We start from the raw sequence: 18,748 nt of genomic DNA on the forward strand, positions 1-18,748 counted from the left end.
ATCCCTCCGGCTCGTCGCCGACCGGCTCAGTGGTTGCCGCGCCGCGCGGCACGCCGCTGCTGCTTGATGGTGTCGCGCACCTCACGCTCGGTCTCGGCGTGCCGGCGGGCCGAGGCGGCCCGGCGTACGCCGTACCCGAAGGCGGCCACCTTGACCAGCGGGTTGGCCGCGGCGGCGGAGACGACGGTCGCCAGGTTCGCCACGTTGGCGGTGACGTTCTGCGCGTGGCTGGTCATGGTGTCGACCTTGGCGAGCTGGAGGTTCACCCCGTCCAGCGAGGTCTGCACCTGCTCGAGGGCGGTGTTGACGTTCTTCACCGTGGTGTTCACGTCCCCCAGCAGCGGGGTGGTCTGCTCGTTGATGTCGTTGATCATCCGGGTCGTGGCGTCCACGGTGTGCCGCAGGCGCAGGATCGGCACCGCCAGCACGAGCACCAGCATCAGGAACGCGCCGGCCGCGATCAGCGCAGCGATCTGTCCACCATCCACGCATGTCCTCCTCAAGCAGAGTTCCGGAACGAACGTCCGGAACGCGCGACCGTCTCCGGGCCCGCCGTCGCTCCGCGCCCACGAGGGGCCGGCGGGAGCGGGCGGGCACGCCAGCCCCAGACCCTACCGTCCGTGATGAAAACCGGCTCAGGACGGTGAGCGTGTCAGTTCCTCGAGCGGATCCTCGGTGAACGTCGGGAAGGGATCCTCACCGGTCAGCGACGGGTCCGTGCTCGGCTGCGGCCGGGTCCGTTCGTCGTCGATCGCGTTGCGGACCTTCACCGACACCAACGAGCCGGCACACGTCCCCGCAGCGGGCGACGCCTCGGTGGACGGCGGGACCGTCGACGCCCCGGCGGCCGGCGGCGCCGCGCAGGTCGGTTCGCGTACCCACAGGTCGAGGGTGAGCTCGTCGCGACGCCAGCAGGTGTACCGGCCCTTCTCCTTCTGCTCCGGGCAGCGGGCGACCTGCCAGGGCTCCCAGCCGTCCCGGCGCAGCGCCGCCTCGTACACCCCGGCGGTCTCCTCCGGCGCGCGCTCCGACTCCACGGTGCGTTCCCGCAGCCGGCAGTCCTGCAGGCACCAGCGGCTGCCGCTGACGTTGTCGACCGTCTGCGCCGCCGCCCAGCCGGGCACGTCCAACTCATCGAGGGTGTCGAAGACCGGATCGTGGCTGAGCGTACGGATGCCGAAGTAGAGCGGGATCGCGCCGAGCAGCACCACGCTGACCAGCACCAGGATGCCCAGCCGGAGCCGGCGCCGCTCGCGCATCTGCCGGCGCAGCTCGGAGCGGGCGCCCTGCAGCCCGCCGGCGGGCTCCTCCTCGTCGGGCCGGCCCGGACCGCCGACCGGCTCGGTGGCCGGTCGCGGCCCGGCCGGCGGCACCACCGCCGCCGCGCGGGCGACGCCCACCGGCTCGCCCGGGCGTGGCGCGGCGGACCCGGTGCCGCCGGGCTCCGGCCGAGCGGGCTGCCGCTGCAGGCCGGTGGCCCGGTCGGGGTGCTCGTCGGGGCGCAGGCCCGGGGCGGCCGCGCGGGCCACCGCCGGCTGGCCCGGGGCCCCGGCACGCGGCCCGGCCTCGGACTGGGGACCGCCCCGACGCGGGTCGTCGCCCGGCGGCCGGGCGACGCCCGGACCGGCGCCGTCCGGGCGCACCGCCGCGCGGGCCGGACCGCCGGGGCGCGCCCCGGGCTGCTGCTCGGGGACGGCGGGACGGGGGCCGGACACCGCGCCGGTGCCGGCCGGGGACGCGCCGGGGCGCCCGCCCTGGATGGGGGCGGCCCCCCGGGCACCGGCCTCCGGGCCGGCGGGACGCGCCCCCCGGCCGGGGTGCGGGCCGTCGCCACGGGGGCCCCGGACGGGTGCGGCGCCCTCGGCCCGGGCACCCCCGGTGGGGTGCGGACCGTCGGCACGCGGACCCGCCGTCGGGTGCGGCCCGTCGGCACGCGGGCCCCGGGCGGAGGTCGGGCCGTCGGGATGCGCTCCGCCCGGCCGGGCCGCTCCCCGCACCGGCTGACCGGGTACGCCCTCGCGGGGCGGGGCGGAGGGCTCGGCACCGGGGCGGGCCCGACCCGCCGGGGCGGGGCCACCACGACGGCCGGGAGCCGGTGTGCCCGGGGGCACGGCCGTACCGCCGGCCGGGGTCGAGCGGTTCAGGGTCGGCAGCGCCGGATCGGTGTGCGAGGTCCGGCCCGCCTGACGCAGCCAGTCCGCCGGCCGTTCCGGCCGGTCGCCGCGGGGCGGGGTGGCCCGACGTCCGGTGCCGGGCTCGTCGGCGCGCGGCCGGCGTCGGCCGTCTCCGTCCCGTCCGGCGGGCACGGGGCCGGGCGGGGTGGCGCCGGCGCCCGAGACGGGGGCGGTCGGCGGCACGGGTGGGGCGTTGCCGGTCATCGGCACGGACGGGTCCGGTTCGGCGGCGCGGCGTCGACCGGTGGGCCGCTCCGGGGCCGCGCCCCGGCCGCCTCGGCGCGCGGCGGTACCCGGTTCCTCGCCGCCGGTCGGCTCCGCCGCGGCGCGGCGACCCCGGCCGGCACGCGGCTCGGGGGCCGCCGGGTCCGGGCGGGGTGGGCCGCTGACCGGCGTCGGGTGGGGACGGGGCCCGCCGCTCACCGGCGTCTGGTCGGGGCGCGGGCCGCCGCTGACCGGGTTCGGGTAGGCCGGGTCCGGCGGGAAGGCCGGCCCGCGACGAGCCGGGTCGGTGGCGTCGGCCGGGCCGCGGGCGCCCGCGCGAGGCACGGTGCGGCGTCCGGAGGCGGGGCCTGCGGCTCGGGGCGCGGGTGCCGACGCCTCGGGGCCGGGGGCCGGCCAGCCGGACGGCGACTGCCCGGCACCGGCGGCCCGGGGCGCCTGGGCGCGGGCCGCCGCGCCGCCACCGGCACCGGAGACGGGGGCTCCGGCGGCGTCCGGCTGGGGTCGCTCGGGCCCCCGCTGGCCGGGGCGCGCCGCGGCCGCCGGGCCGGGCCAGGCACCCTCGCCGGGGCGGGGACGCTGTTCGGGAGCGGCGGGCCAGCCGCCGCGTACCGGTGGGGTGGCCTGCGGAACGCCCGCGCGGGCTGCGGGCGGCCCGTCGGCGCGGGTCGGGCGGGGGGCGTCCGGGCCCGGACCGACGACCGGGCCGGGCCGGGCCGGGCCGCCGTCCGGGCGTGGCCCGGCGGACCCGGGACGCGGCGCGGCGGGTGCGGCAGGCGCGCCGGCGCGCGGGGCGGCGGCACGGCCGGGCGGCGGCACGTCGGGGCGTGGCCCGCGGGCGGGCGGCGGGCCGTCCGGGCTGGGTGCGCCCGACCCCGGCCGGGGACCGGTGGGCGGCGTGGCCGGGCCACGGCCGCCGGCGGGCGGGGGCGGCGTCGGGCGCGGTGGCTCACCGTCCGGGCCGAGTTCGCCCCGCTGCTGCTTGGCGCTACGCAGGTCGTCGATCCAGCCGAACTCCTCGCCGGCCGGCTCCGGCGGCGGCTCCTCGGCCTTGCCCCGGCCCCAGCGGCGTCCCTTGGCGCGGGAGTCACGCCGCTCGTCGGGACCGTCCTCCGGTCGCTCCCCACCACGCGATGTCACTGCTGACCCTCCCCGACGACGGCGTCGCCGTCTTCATCCGCCCCACCGGCGTGCCCCGTACCCGACGGGTGGCGGCCGTTGACCGCCACCGGCGTCGGTTCGTCGGGGCGCGGCGCCGGGGCGGACAGCCCCCGGACGATCCGGCGCAGCAGCGGCAGCCGGGCGGCCACCGACCGCTCCGCACCGTGCCCGCTGGGCCGGTAGTAGTCGGTCCCGACGAGATCGTCGGGAGCGTACTGCTGAGTGACCACTGCGCGCTGGTCGTCGTGCGGGTAGCGGTATCCCGTGCCGTGCCCGAGCCCCCGCGCGCCGGCGTAGTGGGCGTCGCGCAGCCCGCGCGGCACCGGGCCGCCCCGGCCAGCCCGCACGTCGGCGATGGCCGCGCCGATGGCGGTGGTGGCCGAGTTCGACTTGGGGGCGGTGGCCAGGTGGATCACCGCCTGGGCCAGGTTGAGCTGGGCCTCGGGCAGGCCGACGTACTCCACGGCGTGGGCGGCGGCGGTGGCCACGCCCAGCGCGGTCGGATCGGCCATCCCGACGTCCTCACTGGCGAAGATCACCAACCGGCGGGCGATGAACCGGGCGTCCTCGCCGGCGACCAGCATCCGGGCCAGCCAGTGCAGCGCCGCGTCCACGTCCGAGCCGCGCATGCTCTTGATGAAGGCGCTGGTCACGTCGTAGTGGGCGTCGCCGTCCCGGTCGTAGCGAACCGCCGCCACGTCGACCGCCTGCTCGGTGGTGGCCAGGTCGATCCGGCCGGTGCCGGTGGCCACCGCCGAGGCCGCCGCGGCCTCCAGCGCGGTCAGCGCCTTGCGGACGTCGCCGCCGGCGAGGCGTACCAGGTGGTCCTCGGCCTCGGTGTCGAGGGTGAGCGCGCCGCCCAGGCCGCGCTGGTCGGCGACCGCGCGGCGCAGCAGGCCGCGCACGGCCGCGTCGTCCAGCGGCTGGAGGGTGAGCAGCACGCAGCGCGACAGCAGGGGGGAGATGACCGAGAAGTACGGGTTCTCCGTGGTCGCCGCGAGCAGGGTGACCGTCCGGTCCTCCACCGCGGCGAGCAGGGAGTCCTGCTGGGTCTTGCTGAACCGGTGCACCTCGTCGATGAAGAGCACGGTCTGCGGTCCGCCGGCACGGCGCTGCCGGCGGGCGGTGTCGATGACCGCCCGGACGTCCTTGACCCCGGCGGAGAGCGCCGACATGGCGACGAACCGGCGGTCGGTGGCCCGGGCCACCAGGTGGGCGATGGTGGTCTTGCCGCTGCCCGGCGGCCCCCAGAGGATGACCGACATCGGGGCCCCGCCGCCGACCAGCTGGCGCAGCGGCGCACCGGGCGCGAGCAGGTGGTCCTGCCCGACCAGCTCGTCGATGCTGGCGGGGCGCATCCGGACGGGCAGGGGCGAATCCTCCCCGATCGCCGTGAAGCCGTCGACACCGCTCGGACCCGCGGGGGCGCTGGGCGCCGCGGCGGGTTCACCGAGGGAGAAGAGGGCGTCGGAGTCCATCACGAAGACAGTACCGGGCTCGGTCCGCTGCGCCGGAATCGCGCCGCGGGCCGAGCCCGTCCTGATCCCTTGCGGTCAGCCGCGACCCGGCCGCCGACCGCGGTACCAGCGGCCGCCGCCACCGCCCGGGCCGCGGCCGACCCCGGCGAGGTAGAGGGAGAGCAGCAGCAGGCCCAGCATCAGCAGGGTGTGCACGTTGAAGAGGTCGGGGGCGCCGAAGTTGGTGTCCAGCAGGTCGATCAGCAGCGCGAAGCCGAATACGATCGCGGCGAGAATGGCGAGCATCGTTGTCCTCCGGTGGGGGTTCCCAGTAGGTCGGGGCGGGATGTACCCAATCGGTCGGCTCGTCAATCTCCACCGTGGAACGAGCTGCGCCGGGCCGCGTTCTAGGCTGAGCGGGTGATCATGGCCGACCAGGAGTTGACGGGCCGCGCGGCCCTCCTCACCGCTACCGACCACCACCCGTACGCGCGGCACGCGCTGTGGCGGGGAGCGGAGCCCCGCGGCTGGCGGCGCGACGGCGCGGTGGCCTGGCTGCTGTCGTCCGGGCCGGGACCGGCGGGCGGCGCGATCGGGGCGCCGGAGCCGGCGGTGGAGGTCTTCACCGACCTCGTCGCCGCCGGCGCGGTCGCCGCCGGGCAGTGGCTGCACCTGCCCCGGACCGGCCCGGAAGCCCTCGCCGGCCGGCTGGCAGTGGTCCGGCACGACGAGTGGGACTTCCTCTGGACCACCACCGCCCCGCCGCGCCAGCCGGAGGAGGACCGGGTGGTACGCCTGGGCGAGGCGGACCACCCGGCGCTGAGCGCGCTGATCGAGGCGTCCTTCCCCAGCACCACCTCGCGCCCCGGCGACCCACGCATCGTCGACTGGTACGGCATCCGCGACGGCGACCGGCTCGTCGCCTGCGGCGCGGACCGCAGCCGGGGCGACGTCGGCTTCCTGGCCGGGCTGACCGTGGCGCCGGACCGGCGGGGCCGGGGCCTCGGCGCGGCCCTGACCGCCGGGATGACCCGGGCGCTGGCCGCCCGCTACGACCACGTGGCGCTCGGCGTCTACACCGACAACGTGGGGGCGATCCGGCTCTACCGGCGGCTCGGCTTCACCGGCACCCTCGCCCGCAGCTCGGTGCACCTGGCCTGAACCGGCGCGCCGGCGGCCCGCCGCTCCGGTCCGCGCTGGGGGCGACCGCCCAGGTCGGCGCTGGACGCGGCCGCCCCGGTCGGCGCTGGACGCGGCCGCCCCGGTCGGCGCTGGACGCGGCCGCCCCGGTCGGCCTGATACCTCAGAGGTATCAAGATGCCTCTGAGGTATCAGGCTCGGACGGAGGTCCGCCCCGACCGCGGGTGGCGCGGCGACCGGTCAGCGGACGGGCGCCGCCTCCCCGCCCCCTGGTCCGGCCGCCGGGACCGCCGCCTGACCATCGGCCACCGGGCCGAAGTCGCCGGTCGGCCCGACCACACCGGGCTCGGCGGTGGATCCGACCGTGCTCGACCCGACCGTCGACCCGACGACGTCCGGCCCGGCCGGGCCGGGGTCGGCCGCCGCGCCTGCCGTGCGCCCGGCGCGCCAGGCCGGCAGGTAGAGCGGGGCGGCCACGGCCAGCACCACGCCGCCCACCACCATGGCCATGGTGACGCTGCGGGTGTCGGCGAGGGCGGTGAGCAGCACCGCGCCGATCGCGAAGCCGGGCTGCCCCACCATCGAGTTCAGCGAGATCACGCTGGTCCGGTACGGCCCGTCGACCTGCCGGTGCAGCAGACCCGTGTGCAGCGGGTTCGAGGCGCCGTGCACGGTGTAGCAGGCCAGATAGGCGACCAGCACGCCGACCGGGCCGGCGAACAGCCCCATGCCGACCACCGTCACGCCCTGGACGATCCGCAGCAGCGCGGCGCTCGGCGCGGCGCCCAGCCAGCGCAGCAGCAGCGGGGTCAGCGCCGCGCCCGCCGCCGAGGCGAGCCACGCCGCCGAGCTGGCCGGCCCGAGCAGCGCCGCCGCGCGCTCGGGATTTCCGACCACCTCGGCGAGGCGGACCGGCAGCAGCGACTCGAACGTCACCATGCCGAAGCCCCAGAACAGCTCGACGGCGACCAGGGCGAGCAGCACCCGGGAGCGGCGCAGCAGGCCGAAGGCCTGGCCCACCATCCGGGGCGCCTCGACCATGGAGGCGCGCAGCGCACCGGCGCCCTTGGCCGGGCCCGTCTCGACCAGCAGGAGCAGCAGGGCCGCCAGGGCCATCGCCTGGAGGGCGATGGCGACCAGGACCGGCACGGTGAGGGCGCTGACCGGCCCGACCGGGCCGAGGGCGATCAGGCCACCGCTGAGCAGCGCCCCGGCCGCGATGGTCACGCCGGCGACGGTGCCGGCGAAGCCGAGGCCGGCCTCGTACTGGGCCTTCGGGTCGGCGGCGAGGGTGGCGTCGACGTACCAGGATTCCAGGGGGCCGCTGTCGAGCGCCCGGTAGACGCCCTGCAAGGCCCAGACCAGGAAGAACAGCGCGAAGGAGTCGGCCACCGCGAAGAGCCCGAGCGAGACCAGGCTCAGCGTCCAGGCGACGACCAGGACGGGCTTGCGGCCGAGGGCGTCGGCCAGGCCGCCGGTGGGCAGCTCCAGCGCGAGCACCACCAGCCCCTGCGCGATGGAGACCAGACCGATCTCGGACAGCGACAGGCCGCGCTCCTGCATCAGCAGGATCATCACCGGGATCATCAGACCGGTGGGCAGCCAGCGCAGGCCGTAGAGGGTGAGGTAGCGGAACCGGACCTGGCGTACGGACAGGGCGCTCACCGCCGGCCCTCCAGCATCGGGTAGCCGGCGAGGAAGAGGTGCACCGGCTCGGCGCCCGGCGCGGCCGGGTCCGCCTCGTCGTGGTACCGCTGCATGACCTGCCACACCTCGGCCTTCAGCGCCTCCATCCGGTCCGGCGGGACGACCATGAAGATGTCGCCCATGCCGAAGGCGTCCCGCCAGGCCGGCGACCACTCGTGCTCGACGGCCAGCCACTGCTCGGCCCGCTCGACCAGCAGGCGTACCTGGTCGCCGTGGATCCACTGGATCGCCGCCCGGGCGTCCGGGTCGTCGTCGAAGTCGGTCGGCTCCCAGCTGGTGACGTCGTGCGCGGCCTGCCACCAGCGCTGCCGCCCGCTGCCCCGGTCGGGGTCCTCGGCGACCAGCCCGACCTCGGCGAGCTGACGCAGGTGATAGCTGGTCGCGCCGGTGTTGGTGTCGAGCAGCTCGGCCAGCGCCGTGGCGGTGGCCGGCCCGCTGGTGCGCAGCGCGCCGAGCAGTCGCATCCGCAGCGGGTGCGCCAGCACCCGGACCTGCCGGTGGTCGAGCCGGACCTCACGTGGTGTCGCGGCGTTCTCGTCGTTCCCCATGTCTGCACAATATCTGTGCACACTTTCTCTGCACAATAGTTGTGCAGAGAAAGTGTGCGTCAGCGTGGCGGAAGCGGGCCGGGGGTCAGGCCGCGAGGAGTTCGGTGACGCCGCGCAGCCGGGTCCGCAGCAGCGCGGCGGCGCGCGATGAGTCCAGCCGTACGTCGGTGGGGCGGACCACCCCGGCCGCCGCGCCCGTGGTGGTCTTCATTCCGGCCGGGTCCAGCCCGAACCGGCGGGCCACCAGCAGCCCGAGCCCGGCCCGGCTGACCGCCTCCGGACCGGCGACGTTGAGCAGGCCGGCGTAATCGCCGTCGACCAGTTCGAGGACGGCGTCGGCCAGGTCGGTGACGTCGACCGGGCAGCGCAGCTCGTCGGTGAAGAGGGTGGCCCGGCCGGCGAGCGCGTCCCGGCAGAGCTGGATCTGCTTGCTCCCCTCCCCCACGATCAGCGAGGTCCGCACCAGCACAGCGCTCGGGTCGATCGCCCGCACGGCGGTCTCCGCCGCCGCCTTCGCCGCCCCGTACGGGTAGATCGGGGTGGGCGGGTCGTCGTCCAGGTAGGGCGTCGGGCGCCCGGCGTGCAGCGCGTCGCTGGACAGGTGCACCAGCCGCGCCCCCGCCTCGGCCGCCGCGTACGCGATGTGCGCCGCGCCGTCGGCGGTGACCACCCAGTCGTCGTACCGGTAGGGGGTGCCGACCACGGCGGTCGGCCGGACCGCCGCCACCAGCCGGCGCACCGCCTCCCGGTCGGTCACGTCGAGCTGCCGGGTCGCCAGGCCGGGCAACGCGACGGGGTTGGCGTGCCAGGTCCCCACCACCGGCCGCCCCGCGGCGACCGCCCGCCGGCAGATCTCCCCGCCCAGGAAGCCACCGGCTCCCACCACGAGCAGCGTCATCGCGTCCCCCGTCTCCCCGGCCCCGCCGACCGTCGCCCGTTTGCGGCGGCGAAACGACCGAGAGGTCCACGCCATCATGGCGCAGACCTCTCGGTGACGGGGGTCGGGTCAGACCGGGTCGGCCACCGGGGCGGCCGGGCCGGCGGTGCCGGCGTGCACGCCGGTCGGCGCCTTGGGCTTGGCGTCGATGCCGGCCTCGGTGCGCTGCTGGGCGGTGATCGGCGTCGGCGCGCCGGTCAGCGGGTCGAAGCCGCCCCGGGTCTTCGGGAAGGCGATGACCTCGCGGATGGAGTCCGCGCCGGCGAGCAGCATGCAGACCCGGTCCCAGCCGAACGCGATGCCGCCGTGCGGCGGGGCGCCGTACTTGAACGCCTCCAGCAGGAAGCCGAACTTGTCCTGCGCCTCCTCCGGGGTGATGCCGAGCAGGTCGAAGACCCGCTTCTGCACGTCGCCCCGGTGGATACGGATCGAGCCCCCACCGATCTCATTGCCGTTGCAGACGATGTCGTACGCGTAGGCCAGCGCCCGGTCCGGCGCCTCCTCGAAGCGATCCACCCACTCGGCGTTCGGGGAGGTGAACGGGTGGTGCACGGCCGTCCAGCCGCCCTCGTCGGTGCGCTCGAACATCGGCGCGTCGACCACCCAGCAGAACGCCCAGGCGCTCTCGTCGATCAGGCCGGCCCGCTTGGCGATCTCGATCCGGGCCGCGCCGAGCAGCTCCTGCGCCTCGCGGGTGTTGGCGCTGGCGGCGAAGAAGACCGCGTCGCCCGGCTTGGCGCCGACCGCGTCGGCGAGCCCACCCAGGTGCTCGGCGGAGAGGTTCTTCGCCACCGGGCCGCGCGCCTCGCCGGTCTCGGCGTCGAGCACCACGTACGCCAGGCCCCGCGCGCCGCGCGCCTTGGCCCAGTCCTGCCAGCCGTCCAGCTCCTTGCGGCTCTGCGCGGCGCCGCCCGGCATCACCACCGCGCCGACGTACCCACCGGCGTCGATGGCGCCGGCGAAGACCCGGAACTCGGTGCCGCGCAGGTAGTCGGTCAGCTCGGTCAGCTCGACGCCGTAGCGCAGGTCCGGCTTGTCGGAGCCGTACCGGGCCATCGCGTCGTACCAGGTGATCCGCGGGATCGGCCGGGAGATCTCGTGCCCGGCCAGGTCCTTCCAGAGCGCCGACACGATCGCCTCGCCGAGGTCGATCACGTCGTCCTCGGTGACGAAGGACATCTCGATGTCGAGCTGGGTGAACTCCGGCTGCCGGTCGGCGCGGAAGTCCTCGTCGCGGTAGCAGCGGGCGATCTGGTAGTACCGCTCCATCCCGCCGACCATCAGCAGCTGCTTGAACAGCTGCGGCGACTGCGGCAGCGCGTACCAGCTGCCGGGCTGGAGCCGGACCGGCACCAGGAAGTCGCGGGCACCCTCGGGGGTGGACCGGGTCAGCGTGGGGGTCTCGATCTCCAGGAAGTCCCGCTCGTGCAGCACGCCCCGGGCGAGCTGGTTGGCGCGCGAGCGCAGCCGCATCGCGTTGGCCGGGCCGCTGCGCCGCAGGTCCAGGTAGCGGTACCTGAGCCGGATGTCGTCGCCGGCCTCGATCTGGTCGTCGACCGGCAGCGGCAGCGGGGCCGCCTCGGAGAGCACCTCCAGCTCGGCGGCGGTCACCTCGATCTCGCCGGTGGGCAGCTCCGGGTTCTCGTTGCCCTCGGGCCGGCGGGTCACCTCGCCGGTGACCCGGACGCAGAACTCGTTGCGCAGCGCGTGCGCGTCCTCCTCGCGGAAGACCACCTGGACCACGCCGGAGCCGTCGCGCAGGTCGACGAAGATGACACCGCCGTGGTCGCGCCGGCGGGCCACCCACCCGGCGAGCGTCACCGTGGTGCCGGCGTCCGTCGCGCGCAGGCTGCCGGCGTCATGGGTACGGATCACGACTTGCGTCTCCTCATCTGCGGTACACCTCTGCCCTCCGCATTCTGTCAGGCTGCCCGGTCCCCCGATGCCACCGGGCGCGGTTGCCACCACCGGCGGCACCGGCGGTCGCGGTGCGGCCCGCGTACGGTGTGCCGGGTGCGCGCCGTACCCCGTTGGGCCCTGCTCTCCTCCGCCGCCGCCCCGGTCCTGCTGGTCGGCGGCTGGACCCTGGGGGCGGCGCGGCAGCCCGGCGGCTTCGACCAGGTCGCCGGCACCATCAGCGCGCTGGCGGCCCGGGACGCCACGGATCGCTGGGTCATGACGGTCGGCCTGCTGGGGCTGGGGTTGTGCCACTGCCTGACCGCGGCCGGGCTGCGCCCGCTGCGTCCCGCCGGCCGGCTGCTGCTCGCCCTCGGCGGGCTCGCCACCGTCGCCGTGGCGACCTTCCCGCTGCCGGCGCAGCAGGGTTCGTCCACCGCGCACGGTCTCAGCGCGGCGGTGGCGTTCGGTGCGCTCGCGCTCTGGCCGGCGCTCGCCGCGCACCGGCGCCGGGCGCCCGTCGGCGCCGCCGCCCTGACCGCCCGCCGGGGTACGGCCGCCGCGGCGCTGCTGCTGGCTCTGGTCGGCTGGTTCGTGGTGGAGCTGACCACCGGCGGCGCCCGGATCGGGCTGGCCGAGCGGGTGGCCGCCGGCGCGGAGGCGCTCTGCCCGCTGCTGGTGGTGCTGGCGCTCACCCGGCGGACGGCAGGTGGCGCAGCCGCACCGCGCTGAGCCCGGCGGCCGGTACGCGAAGCGGGCCGCCGGTCGCCCGGCGGCCCGCTCACGAGGGGTCGATCAGTAGACGCTGACGCCGTAGCGGCTCAGCACCTCGGTGACCGGCTGGAAGAAGGTGGTGCCGCCGGAGGAGCAGTTGCCGCTGCCGCCGGAGGTGAGGCCCAGCGCGGTGCTGCCCGCGAAGAGCGAGCCGCCGCTGTCGCCCGGCTCGGCGCAGACGTTGGTACGGATCAGGCCGGAGACGCTGCCCTCGGCGTAGTTGACCGTGGCGTTGAGGGCGGTCACCGAGCCGCTGCGCAGGCCGGTGGTGCTGCCGCTGCGCCGGACGCTCTGGCCGACGAACGCGTTGCCGGCGGCGGTGATGTCCTGGTAGCTGCCGTTGTAGAGGTAGACGTTGCCGGGGCGGGAGACGCTGCTGTTGTACTGCACGATCCCGTAGTCGTTGCCCGGGAAGCTGGTGCCGGTCCGCGCGCCCAGGTAGCTGGTCTGCGCGGAGTTGCTGTACCAGCTGGCCGAGATGTTGGTGCAGTGCCCGGCGGTGATGAAGAACTGGGTGCCGGCGCTGTTGCGCACGTTGAAGCCGAGCGAGCAGCGCCCGCCGCCGCCGGCGTAGATGGCGTTGCCGCCGGAGATCCGGGTGCTCAGCACGCCGGCCTCGGCCTCGATCCGGACCGCGCCACCGGTGCGGGCGGCGGCGGCCTTGACCTTGTCCAGCTTGGCGCCGGTGACGGTGCTGTCGACCGAGACCACGACCTGGTTGGTGGCGGGGTCGGTCCACCAGGCGGTGCCGGGGATCTTCGCGGACCGCTCCAGTTCGGCGGTGGCGGCCTTCAGGGTGGCAGCGCCCCGGGTGACGAGCTTGGGGGTGGCACCGGCGGCGCGGACCTGACGGGCGGCGGCGGCGTCGGTGACGGCGACGACCATGGTGCCGCTGGCGTCGGCGTACGTGCCGGCGGCGCGGTCGCCGAGGCGGTCGGCCAGACCGGCCGCGGCGTCGGGGGAGGCGGGCGAGGCGGGGGCGGCCTGGGCGGGGGCGCCGAGCAGCGCGCCGGTGACCAGGGTGCCGGCCATGGCGACGGCGGCGATGTGGCGGAGCGATGACCTCGTGGGTCGCATGTAACAACCTCCGGAAGAGGGTGACGGGTCGCGTCACGTCGACGCGCCCGGGGACAACCCGGCCGACCTGGGGAAACCGGCCGAGTGACTGAAGTATTCACATATTTAAGATCGTAAGCAAGACATGGCTTTGCCCGAATTTACCCCGCCGCCCCATGTAACCCTGAAGCAACATTGTGGACACAGAAAGTCGTCTATACGATCTGGCCACCGCAGCACGCCGGCACCCGTGATCCGGAGGCCACCATGACCCTCGCCCGACGCGCGCTGGCGGCTCTCGCCGGCGCCACCGCCCTCGTCCTGCTCGCCGCGACCCCCGCCGTCGCCGATCCCGGCCCGCCGCCGAACTCGATGGCCAGCCTCGGCGACTCCATCACCCGCGGCTTCAACGCCTGCGGCTGGTACGTCGACTGCACCTCACGGTCGTTCAGCACCGGCGACAACTCCACGGTGAACAGTCACTACCTGCGTATCCGCGCGGTCAACCCGAACATCCAGGGCCGCAACCTCAACGACGCCCGCAGCGGCGCCAAATCCGCCGACATGTACGGCCAGGCCGGCACCGCGGTCAGCCAGGGCGTCGGGTACGTCACGATGCTGATCGGCGCCAACGACGCCTGCACCAGCTCGGAGTCGACGATGACTCCGGTGGCCACCTACCGGGCGAACATCGACAGCGCGCTCGCCCGGCTCAAGGCGGGGCTGCCCAACGCCAGGGTCCTGGTGATCAGCATCCCGGACATCCAGCGGCTCTGGGCGGTCGGCAAGGGCAGCGGCAGCGCCCGGACCGCCTGGTCGACCTTCGGCATCTGCCAGTCGATGCTGGCCAACCCGACCTCCACCGCACAGGCCGACGTCGACCGCCGGACCCGGGTCCGGCAGCGGGTGGTCGACTTCAACACCCAGCTCGCCCAGGCCTGCGCCGCGTACGGCCCGAACTGCGACTTCGACGACAACGCGGTGTTCAACTACCCGTTCGCGCTGAGCCAGGTCTCCACCTGGGACTACTTCCACCCCAACACCAGCGGCCAGGCGGTGCTGGCCAGCGTCTCGTACGCCAACGGCTTCGGCTGGTAGCACCGGTGTCCCGGCGCGCGGGCGGCACTGCCGCCCGCGCGCTGCGGCGCGTCCGCCGCAGGCCCGACGCGAGCTCGACGGGACGCCGCCCGGCGGCGGGTCAGTCGACCCGGCGGCGGGCGCCCGGGCCCGGCCGGGGCAGCACGTCGCGCGGGTCGGCCACCTCGTGCCCCTCGGCGCAGCGCAGCTCGACGCGGACCTCCGCCCCACAGTCGCGGTGCCCGACGCTGAGCGGGGGGCCCTCCGGGTCGGCCAGGTAACGGTCTCCCCAGCCGAGCACCGCCACCAGCACCGGCCACAGGTCGAGGCCCTTCTCGGTCAGCCGGTACTCGTGGCGCAGCCGGCTGCCCGGCTCCCGGTACGGCTCGCGACGCAGCACGCCCTGCTCGACCAGGGTGGCCAGCCGGGTGGTCAGCACCTGCCGGGGGATGCCGGTACGGACCCGCATGTCGTCGAAGCGGCGGACGCCGTTGAAGACCTCGCGGAGCACCACCAGGGTCCACCGTTCGCCGAGGACCGCCATCGCCCGGGCGATGGTGCAGTTCTCCACCGACCAGTCCAGTGCCGCGGGTCTCATGTCCACCAGGCTAGGTCTGATTGACAGACTCAGCAACGCGCTGCCAGGCTGAGTCCATGACTCAGACGCAGGACCCGGCGCGCAGCCGTACCTTCTCCTGGTCCGACCCGGTGGCCGGTGCCGCGCACGTGGGCCGCCGCGGCGGCCTGGAGCTGCTCCGCGCGATGATCGCCGGCGAGCTCGCCGCGCCGCCGATCATGCACCTGATCGACATGGCCCGGATGGAGGCCGACGAGGGCCGGGTCGCGGTCGAGCTGGTCCCGCAGGAGTTCCACTACAACCCGCTCGGCACCGTGCACGGCGGGGTGATCTCCACCCTGCTGGACACCGCCGCCGCGTGCGCCGTGCACACCACGCTGCCCGCCGGCGTCGGCTACACCTCGCTGGACCTGAACGTGAAGTTCCTGCGCCCGGTGACCGTCGCCAGCGGCATGCTGCGGTGCGAGGGCACCGTCCTGCAACGCGGCCGGCGCACCGCCCTGGCCGAGGCCCGCCTGACCGACGCCCGGGACCGCCTCATCGCCCACGCCACGTCGAGCTGCCTGCTCTTCCCCCTCGACACCCCCGCCTGACCACCCGGACCCACCTCAAAGAACCCGCAGGAGCCCCCCACGCCGACCCGCCCGCGTCGAGCAGGCACTTTCCGAGAAAGCGTGGCTATTTTGCCCGCCATGGCCACGCTTTCTCGGAAAGAGCGGCCACGGCGAGGCGGTGACGTGGGTGGGGTGGGGTGGGGTGGGGTGGGGTGGGGGGTCAGGCGCGGGTGGCGAGGCGGGCCTCGCGGGCGGCGCGCTTCTCCTCGAAGCGGGACGCGGCCCGCTCCAGGTCGTCGAGGTGGCCGGCGATCTGGTCGCGGGCGGCCTCGCCGTCGGCGTCCAGGCCGGTGACGTTGAAGACGTCCCACTGGCGCAGCACCGGCTGCACCACGTCGTCGCGGTGCTGGCGCAGGTCGTAGATGCCGGCCAGGGCGATCGCCACCGACTTGCGGGCGAAGCCCTCGATGCCGACGCCGGGCATCTGGAAGTCGGCCACCACGTCGGCGACCGCGCGCATCGCCTGGCTCGGGGCCAGCTCGAAGGCCGCGCCGAGCAGGTTGCGGTAGAAGACCATGTGCAGGTTCTCGTCGGCGGCCACCCGGGCCAGCAGCGCCTCGCAGGCCGGGTCGCCGGTGACCCGGCCGGTGTTGCGGTGCGAGATGCGGGTGGCCAGCTCCTGGAACGACACGTACGCCAGCGAGTGCAGCACCTCGTCGCCGTGCACGTTCTCGTAGCCGGCCGACATGTGGGTCATCCGGGCCCGCTCCAGGGCGACCGGGTCCACCGCCCGGGTCACCGTCAGGTAGTCCCGGATCGCGGTGCCGTGCCGACCCTCCTCGGCGGTCCACCGGTGCACCCAGGTGCCCCACGCCCCGTCCCGGCCGAAGAGGGTGGCGATCTCGTGGTGGTACGAGGGCAGGTTGTCCTCGGTCAGCAGGTTGACGATCAGCGCGGTGCGGGCCACGTCGGGAATCGTCGAGTCCGACTCCGACCAGGGCTCGCCGCCGAGCGGCCCGTCGAACGTGCGTCCCTCGCTCCACGGGACGTACTCGTGCGGGAACCACTCCTTGGCGATCGACAGGTGGCGGTCGAGGTTCTTCTCCACCACGGCTTCGAGTTCGAGGAGCAGGGCGGTCTGACTCAGCGGGGTGGTGCTCATGCGGATCTCCCTACGGTGGCGTAACTTACGCTACCGTAGGGCCCCGCGAGCGTACGCGCGAGTAGTACCTCAGCTGACCAGCGGTTTGAGGTCCTCCCGGGGCGGCGTCCACTCCCCCGCCGCAGCGGCGATCTGCTCGCCGGACCGGATGTCCTTCACCTCGTCCGCCGCCCCCTCCACGCCCGGGAACCAGACGTACGGGATGCCGCGCCGCTCGGCGTACCGGATCTGCTTGCCGAACTTCGCCGCGCTCGGCGACACCTCGGTCGGCACCCCGCGCGAGCGCAGCGCCTCGGCGACCCGGTTGCTGGCCGGCCGCGCGTCCTCGCTGGTGACCGCGACCAGCACGCAGGTCGGCACGGTCCGGGAGACCGAGAGCGCGTCGGCGCCGAAGAGCAGCCCGAGCAGCCGGGTCACCCCGATCGAGATGCCCACCCCGGGGAACCGGACGGCGCCGGAGCTGGCCAGGTTGTCGTAGCGGCCGCCGGAGCAGATCGAGCCGAACCGCTCGTAGCCGATCATCTGCGTCTCGTAGACGGTGCCGGTGTAGTAGTCCAGGCCGCGGGCGATGCGCAGGTCGGCCACGCAGAGCCCCGGCGAGTGCGCGGCGGCGGTCTCCACCACCGCGACCAACTCCTCGATCCCCTCGTCGAGCAGCGGGTCGCTCACCCCGAGGGCGCGCACCGCGTCGGCGAACGAGGCGTCCGGCGCGGAGATCTCGGCCAGCGCCAGGCACGCCTTGGCCTGCGCCTCGCTCGCGCCGGCCGTCTCGGCCAGCAGCTCGGCGACCCGGGCGGGGCCGATCTTGTCGAGCTTGTCGACCGCGCGCAGCGCCGCCTCCGGGTCGGTCAGCCCGATCCCCCGGTAGAAGCCCTCGCAGATCTTGCGGTTGTTGACCTGGATGCGCACCGGCGGGATCGGCAGCGAGCGCAGCGCGTCGCCGATGACCAGCGGCATCTCCGCCTCGTAGTGCGCGGGCAGGGTGTCCCGGTCGACGATGTCGATGTCGGCCTGGAGGAACTCGCGGTAGCGCCCCTCCTGCGGGCGCTCACCCCGCCACACCTTCTGGATCTGGTAGCGGCGGAACGGGAACTGCAGCTTGCCGGCGTTCTCCAGCACGTACCGGGCGAACGGCACGGTCAGGTCGAAGTGCAGGCCGAGCGCGTCGTCGCCGGCCGGACCGTCGGTGTCGGCCTGCAACCGGCGCAGCACGTAGACCTCCTTCGAGGTCTCCCCCTTGCGCAGCAGCTGGTCCAGCGGCTCGACCGAGCGGGTCTCCAGCGGCGCGAAGCCGTACAGCTCGAAGGTGGCGCGGATCCGGTCGAGCACGAACTGCTCGATCATCCGCTGGCCGGGCGTCCATTCCGGGAAGCCGGAGATGGGCGTGGGCTTGCTCATGGCGTACTCCTTGCGTCCCGCGCAGCGGCGCGGGGAGGTCGTGGGCGCGGCTACAGGCCGCGGGTGGGCGCGGCCGGGCGCGCGGCGCCGTCCATCGCCACCTCGGCGAGGTACGGGTTGGTCGCGCGCTCGCGGCCGATGGTGGTCGCGGGGCCGTGGCCGGGCAGGACGACCGTGTCGTCCGCCAGCGGAAGGACCTTCTCCCGCAGGCTGGTCAGCATCCGGGGCATGCTGCCGCCCGGCAGGTCGGTGCGGCCGATCGAGCCGGCGAAGAGCACGTCACCGGAGAGGCAGATCTGCTCGGCCTCCCAGGGCGAGCCGGCGCCGGGCAGCCGGAACAGCACCGACCCGCCGGTATGGCCGGGGGCGTGGTCGACGGTGATCTCCAACCCGGCCAGCGCCAGCGTCGCGCCGTCGGTCAGCTCGGCCACGTCGTCCGGCTCCGTGTACGGCAGCCGGCCGCCGAAGAGCTGGGCGAGGTCCGCGGAGAGCCCCTTGGCCGGGTCCGCGAGCAGCTCCCGGTCGTCCGGGTGGACGTACGCGGGGATGCCGCGCGCGCCGCAGACCGGCGCCACCGAGAAGGTGTGGTCGAGGTGGCCATGGGTGAGCAGCACCGCGGCCGGGTGCAGGCGGTGTTCGGCGAGCACGGCGTCGAGCCGGTCGAGCACCCCGATGCCGGGGTCGACCACCACGCACTGCTCCCCCGGAGCGGTCGCCACCACGTAGCAGTTGGTGCCGAAGGCGTCCGCGGGAAAGCCGGCCACGAGCACGTCCGCTCCCCTTCCGTCGGTACGTCGTTCCCTCCGCAGCCTAGCCGTCGCGGCGAGCCGATATCCGTGACCCACCCGTCCCGCGCACCCCGTCCGGCACAGTGACGCACTCCGATAAACCCAGCCCCGACCTCGTAC

17 protein-coding genes are annotated in these 18,748 nt (G+C 75.3%); 4 read left to right on the top strand and 13 right to left on the bottom strand.

The window, feature by feature from the left end:
- Positions 1 to 26 precede the first annotated feature (26 nt).
- The 4 genes from FHX75_RS09340 to FHX75_RS09355 form a co-directional block, all read right to left on the bottom strand.
- On the bottom strand, positions 27 to 488 hold the full coding sequence (locus FHX75_RS09340; RefSeq protein WP_154938115.1) for a DUF948 domain-containing protein: 462 nt from the start codon (positions 486 to 488) through the stop codon (positions 27 to 29).
- A gap of 147 nt (positions 489 to 635) precedes the next feature.
- Positions 636 to 1,259, bottom strand: a complete 624-nt coding sequence (locus tag FHX75_RS09345) for a hypothetical protein (RefSeq protein WP_154938963.1) — start codon at positions 1,257 to 1,259, stop codon at positions 636 to 638.
- Between the two features lie 2,273 nt (positions 1,260 to 3,532).
- Entirely contained in the window at positions 3,533 to 5,035 is a 1,503-nt protein-coding gene (locus FHX75_RS09350; protein WP_154938117.1) for a replication-associated recombination protein A, read from the bottom strand.
- Between the two features lie 75 nt (positions 5,036 to 5,110).
- Positions 5,111 to 5,320 (bottom strand): hypothetical protein, encoded by a 210-nt coding sequence (locus FHX75_RS09355; RefSeq protein ID WP_154938119.1) that lies wholly within the window; start codon positions 5,318 to 5,320, stop codon positions 5,111 to 5,113.
- Between the two features lie 120 nt (positions 5,321 to 5,440).
- Here FHX75_RS09355 and FHX75_RS09360 point away from each other — a divergent pair, with 120 nt between their 5' ends.
- On the top strand, positions 5,441 to 6,175 hold the full coding sequence (locus tag FHX75_RS09360; RefSeq protein WP_246157891.1) for a GNAT family N-acetyltransferase: 735 nt from the start codon (positions 5,441 to 5,443) through the stop codon (positions 6,173 to 6,175).
- Between the two features lie 219 nt (positions 6,176 to 6,394).
- Here FHX75_RS09360 and FHX75_RS09365 read toward each other — a convergent pair whose 3' ends face one another.
- From FHX75_RS09365 to aspS, 4 genes are all read right to left on the bottom strand, one after another.
- Positions 6,395 to 7,819, bottom strand: coding sequence for an MFS transporter (locus FHX75_RS09365; RefSeq protein WP_154938123.1), 1,425 nt, complete (start codon positions 7,817 to 7,819; stop codon positions 6,395 to 6,397).
- A complete protein-coding gene (locus FHX75_RS09370; RefSeq protein ID WP_154938125.1) occupies positions 7,816 to 8,409 on the bottom strand; it encodes an ArsR/SmtB family transcription factor in 594 nt (197 codons plus the stop codon). Before FHX75_RS09370 ends, FHX75_RS09365 begins: the two co-directional genes overlap by 4 nt.
- Positions 8,410 to 8,494: 85 nt before the next feature.
- Entirely contained in the window at positions 8,495 to 9,307 is an 813-nt protein-coding gene (locus tag FHX75_RS09375) for an SDR family oxidoreductase (RefSeq protein ID WP_154938127.1), read from the bottom strand.
- A gap of 108 nt (positions 9,308 to 9,415) precedes the next feature.
- On the bottom strand, positions 9,416 to 11,221 hold the full coding sequence (gene aspS, locus FHX75_RS09380; RefSeq protein WP_154938129.1) for an aspartate--tRNA ligase: 1,806 nt from the start codon (positions 11,219 to 11,221) through the stop codon (positions 9,416 to 9,418).
- A 138-nt stretch (positions 11,222 to 11,359) separates the two neighbouring features.
- Between aspS and FHX75_RS09385 the strand changes: the two genes are divergently transcribed.
- A complete protein-coding gene (locus FHX75_RS09385; RefSeq protein WP_154938131.1) occupies positions 11,360 to 11,974 on the top strand; it encodes a DUF998 domain-containing protein in 615 nt (204 codons plus the stop codon).
- Between the two features lie 63 nt (positions 11,975 to 12,037).
- Here FHX75_RS09385 and FHX75_RS09390 read toward each other — a convergent pair whose 3' ends face one another.
- A complete protein-coding gene (locus FHX75_RS09390; protein ID WP_154938133.1) occupies positions 12,038 to 13,093 on the bottom strand; it encodes a S1 family peptidase in 1,056 nt (351 codons plus the stop codon).
- A 246-nt stretch (positions 13,094 to 13,339) separates the two neighbouring features.
- On the opposite strand from FHX75_RS09390, the gene FHX75_RS09395 reads away from it, so the two are divergent.
- Positions 13,340 to 14,170, top strand: a complete 831-nt coding sequence (locus tag FHX75_RS09395; protein WP_154938135.1) for an SGNH/GDSL hydrolase family protein — start codon at positions 13,340 to 13,342, stop codon at positions 14,168 to 14,170.
- A gap of 100 nt (positions 14,171 to 14,270) precedes the next feature.
- Here the strand turns inward: FHX75_RS09395 and FHX75_RS09400 are convergent, their stop codons facing one another.
- Positions 14,271 to 14,747 carry a winged helix-turn-helix transcriptional regulator gene (locus FHX75_RS09400; RefSeq protein WP_154938137.1) on the bottom strand — a complete coding sequence of 159 codons (477 nt, stop codon included), beginning with the start codon at positions 14,745 to 14,747 and terminating at the stop codon, positions 14,271 to 14,273.
- Positions 14,748 to 14,803: 56 nt separating this feature from the next.
- Between FHX75_RS09400 and FHX75_RS09405 the strand changes: the two genes are divergently transcribed.
- Positions 14,804 to 15,319, top strand: coding sequence for a PaaI family thioesterase (locus FHX75_RS09405; RefSeq protein WP_154938139.1), 516 nt, complete (start codon positions 14,804 to 14,806; stop codon positions 15,317 to 15,319).
- A gap of 181 nt (positions 15,320 to 15,500) precedes the next feature.
- Here FHX75_RS09405 and FHX75_RS09410 read toward each other — a convergent pair whose 3' ends face one another.
- From FHX75_RS09410 to FHX75_RS09420, 3 genes are all read right to left on the bottom strand, one after another.
- Positions 15,501 to 16,442 carry an acyl-ACP desaturase gene (locus FHX75_RS09410; protein ID WP_154938140.1) on the bottom strand — a complete coding sequence of 314 codons (942 nt, stop codon included), beginning with the start codon at positions 16,440 to 16,442 and terminating at the stop codon, positions 15,501 to 15,503.
- Positions 16,443 to 16,511: 69 nt separating this feature from the next.
- Positions 16,512 to 17,840: a histidine--tRNA ligase gene (gene hisS / locus FHX75_RS09415; protein ID WP_154938142.1), complete on the bottom strand. Its 1,329-nt coding sequence runs from the start codon at positions 17,838 to 17,840 to the stop codon at positions 16,512 to 16,514.
- Between the two features lie 50 nt (positions 17,841 to 17,890).
- Positions 17,891 to 18,610: an MBL fold metallo-hydrolase gene (locus FHX75_RS09420; RefSeq protein WP_154938144.1), complete on the bottom strand. Its 720-nt coding sequence runs from the start codon at positions 18,608 to 18,610 to the stop codon at positions 17,891 to 17,893.
- Positions 18,611 to 18,748 lie beyond the last annotated feature (138 nt).

The organism is Micromonospora palomenae (assembly GCF_007829925.1).
Classification (GTDB): Bacteria; Actinomycetota; Actinomycetes; order Mycobacteriales; family Micromonosporaceae; genus Micromonospora; species Micromonospora purpureochromogenes.

Coding starts and splice junctions, on each gene's coding strand:
- FHX75_RS09390 (WP_154938133.1), bottom strand. CDS start 13,093: ATGCGACCCACGAGGTCATCGCTCCGCCACATCGCCGCCGTCGCCATG.
- FHX75_RS09410 (WP_154938140.1), bottom strand. CDS start 16,442: ATGAGCACCACCCCGCTGAGTCAGACCGCCCTGCTCCTCGAACTCGAA.
- FHX75_RS09370 (WP_154938125.1), bottom strand. CDS start 8,409: ATGGGGAACGACGAGAACGCCGCGACACCACGTGAGGTCCGGCTCGAC.
- FHX75_RS09405 (WP_154938139.1), top strand. CDS start 14,804: ATGACTCAGACGCAGGACCCGGCGCGCAGCCGTACCTTCTCCTGGTCC.
- FHX75_RS09375 (WP_154938127.1), bottom strand. CDS start 9,307: ATGACGCTGCTCGTGGTGGGAGCCGGTGGCTTCCTGGGCGGGGAGATC.
- FHX75_RS09350 (WP_154938117.1), bottom strand. CDS start 5,035: ATGGACTCCGACGCCCTCTTCTCCCTCGGTGAACCCGCCGCGGCGCCC.
- hisS (WP_154938142.1), bottom strand. CDS start 17,840: ATGAGCAAGCCCACGCCCATCTCCGGCTTCCCGGAATGGACGCCCGGC.
- FHX75_RS09355 (WP_154938119.1), bottom strand. CDS start 5,320: ATGCTCGCCATTCTCGCCGCGATCGTATTCGGCTTCGCGCTGCTGATC.
- FHX75_RS09360 (WP_246157891.1), top strand. CDS start 5,441: ATGGCCGACCAGGAGTTGACGGGCCGCGCGGCCCTCCTCACCGCTACC.
- FHX75_RS09345 (WP_154938963.1), bottom strand. CDS start 1,259: ATGCGCGAGCGGCGCCGGCTCCGGCTGGGCATCCTGGTGCTGGTCAGC.
- FHX75_RS09400 (WP_154938137.1), bottom strand. CDS start 14,747: ATGAGACCCGCGGCACTGGACTGGTCGGTGGAGAACTGCACCATCGCC.
- FHX75_RS09395 (WP_154938135.1), top strand. CDS start 13,340: ATGACCCTCGCCCGACGCGCGCTGGCGGCTCTCGCCGGCGCCACCGCC.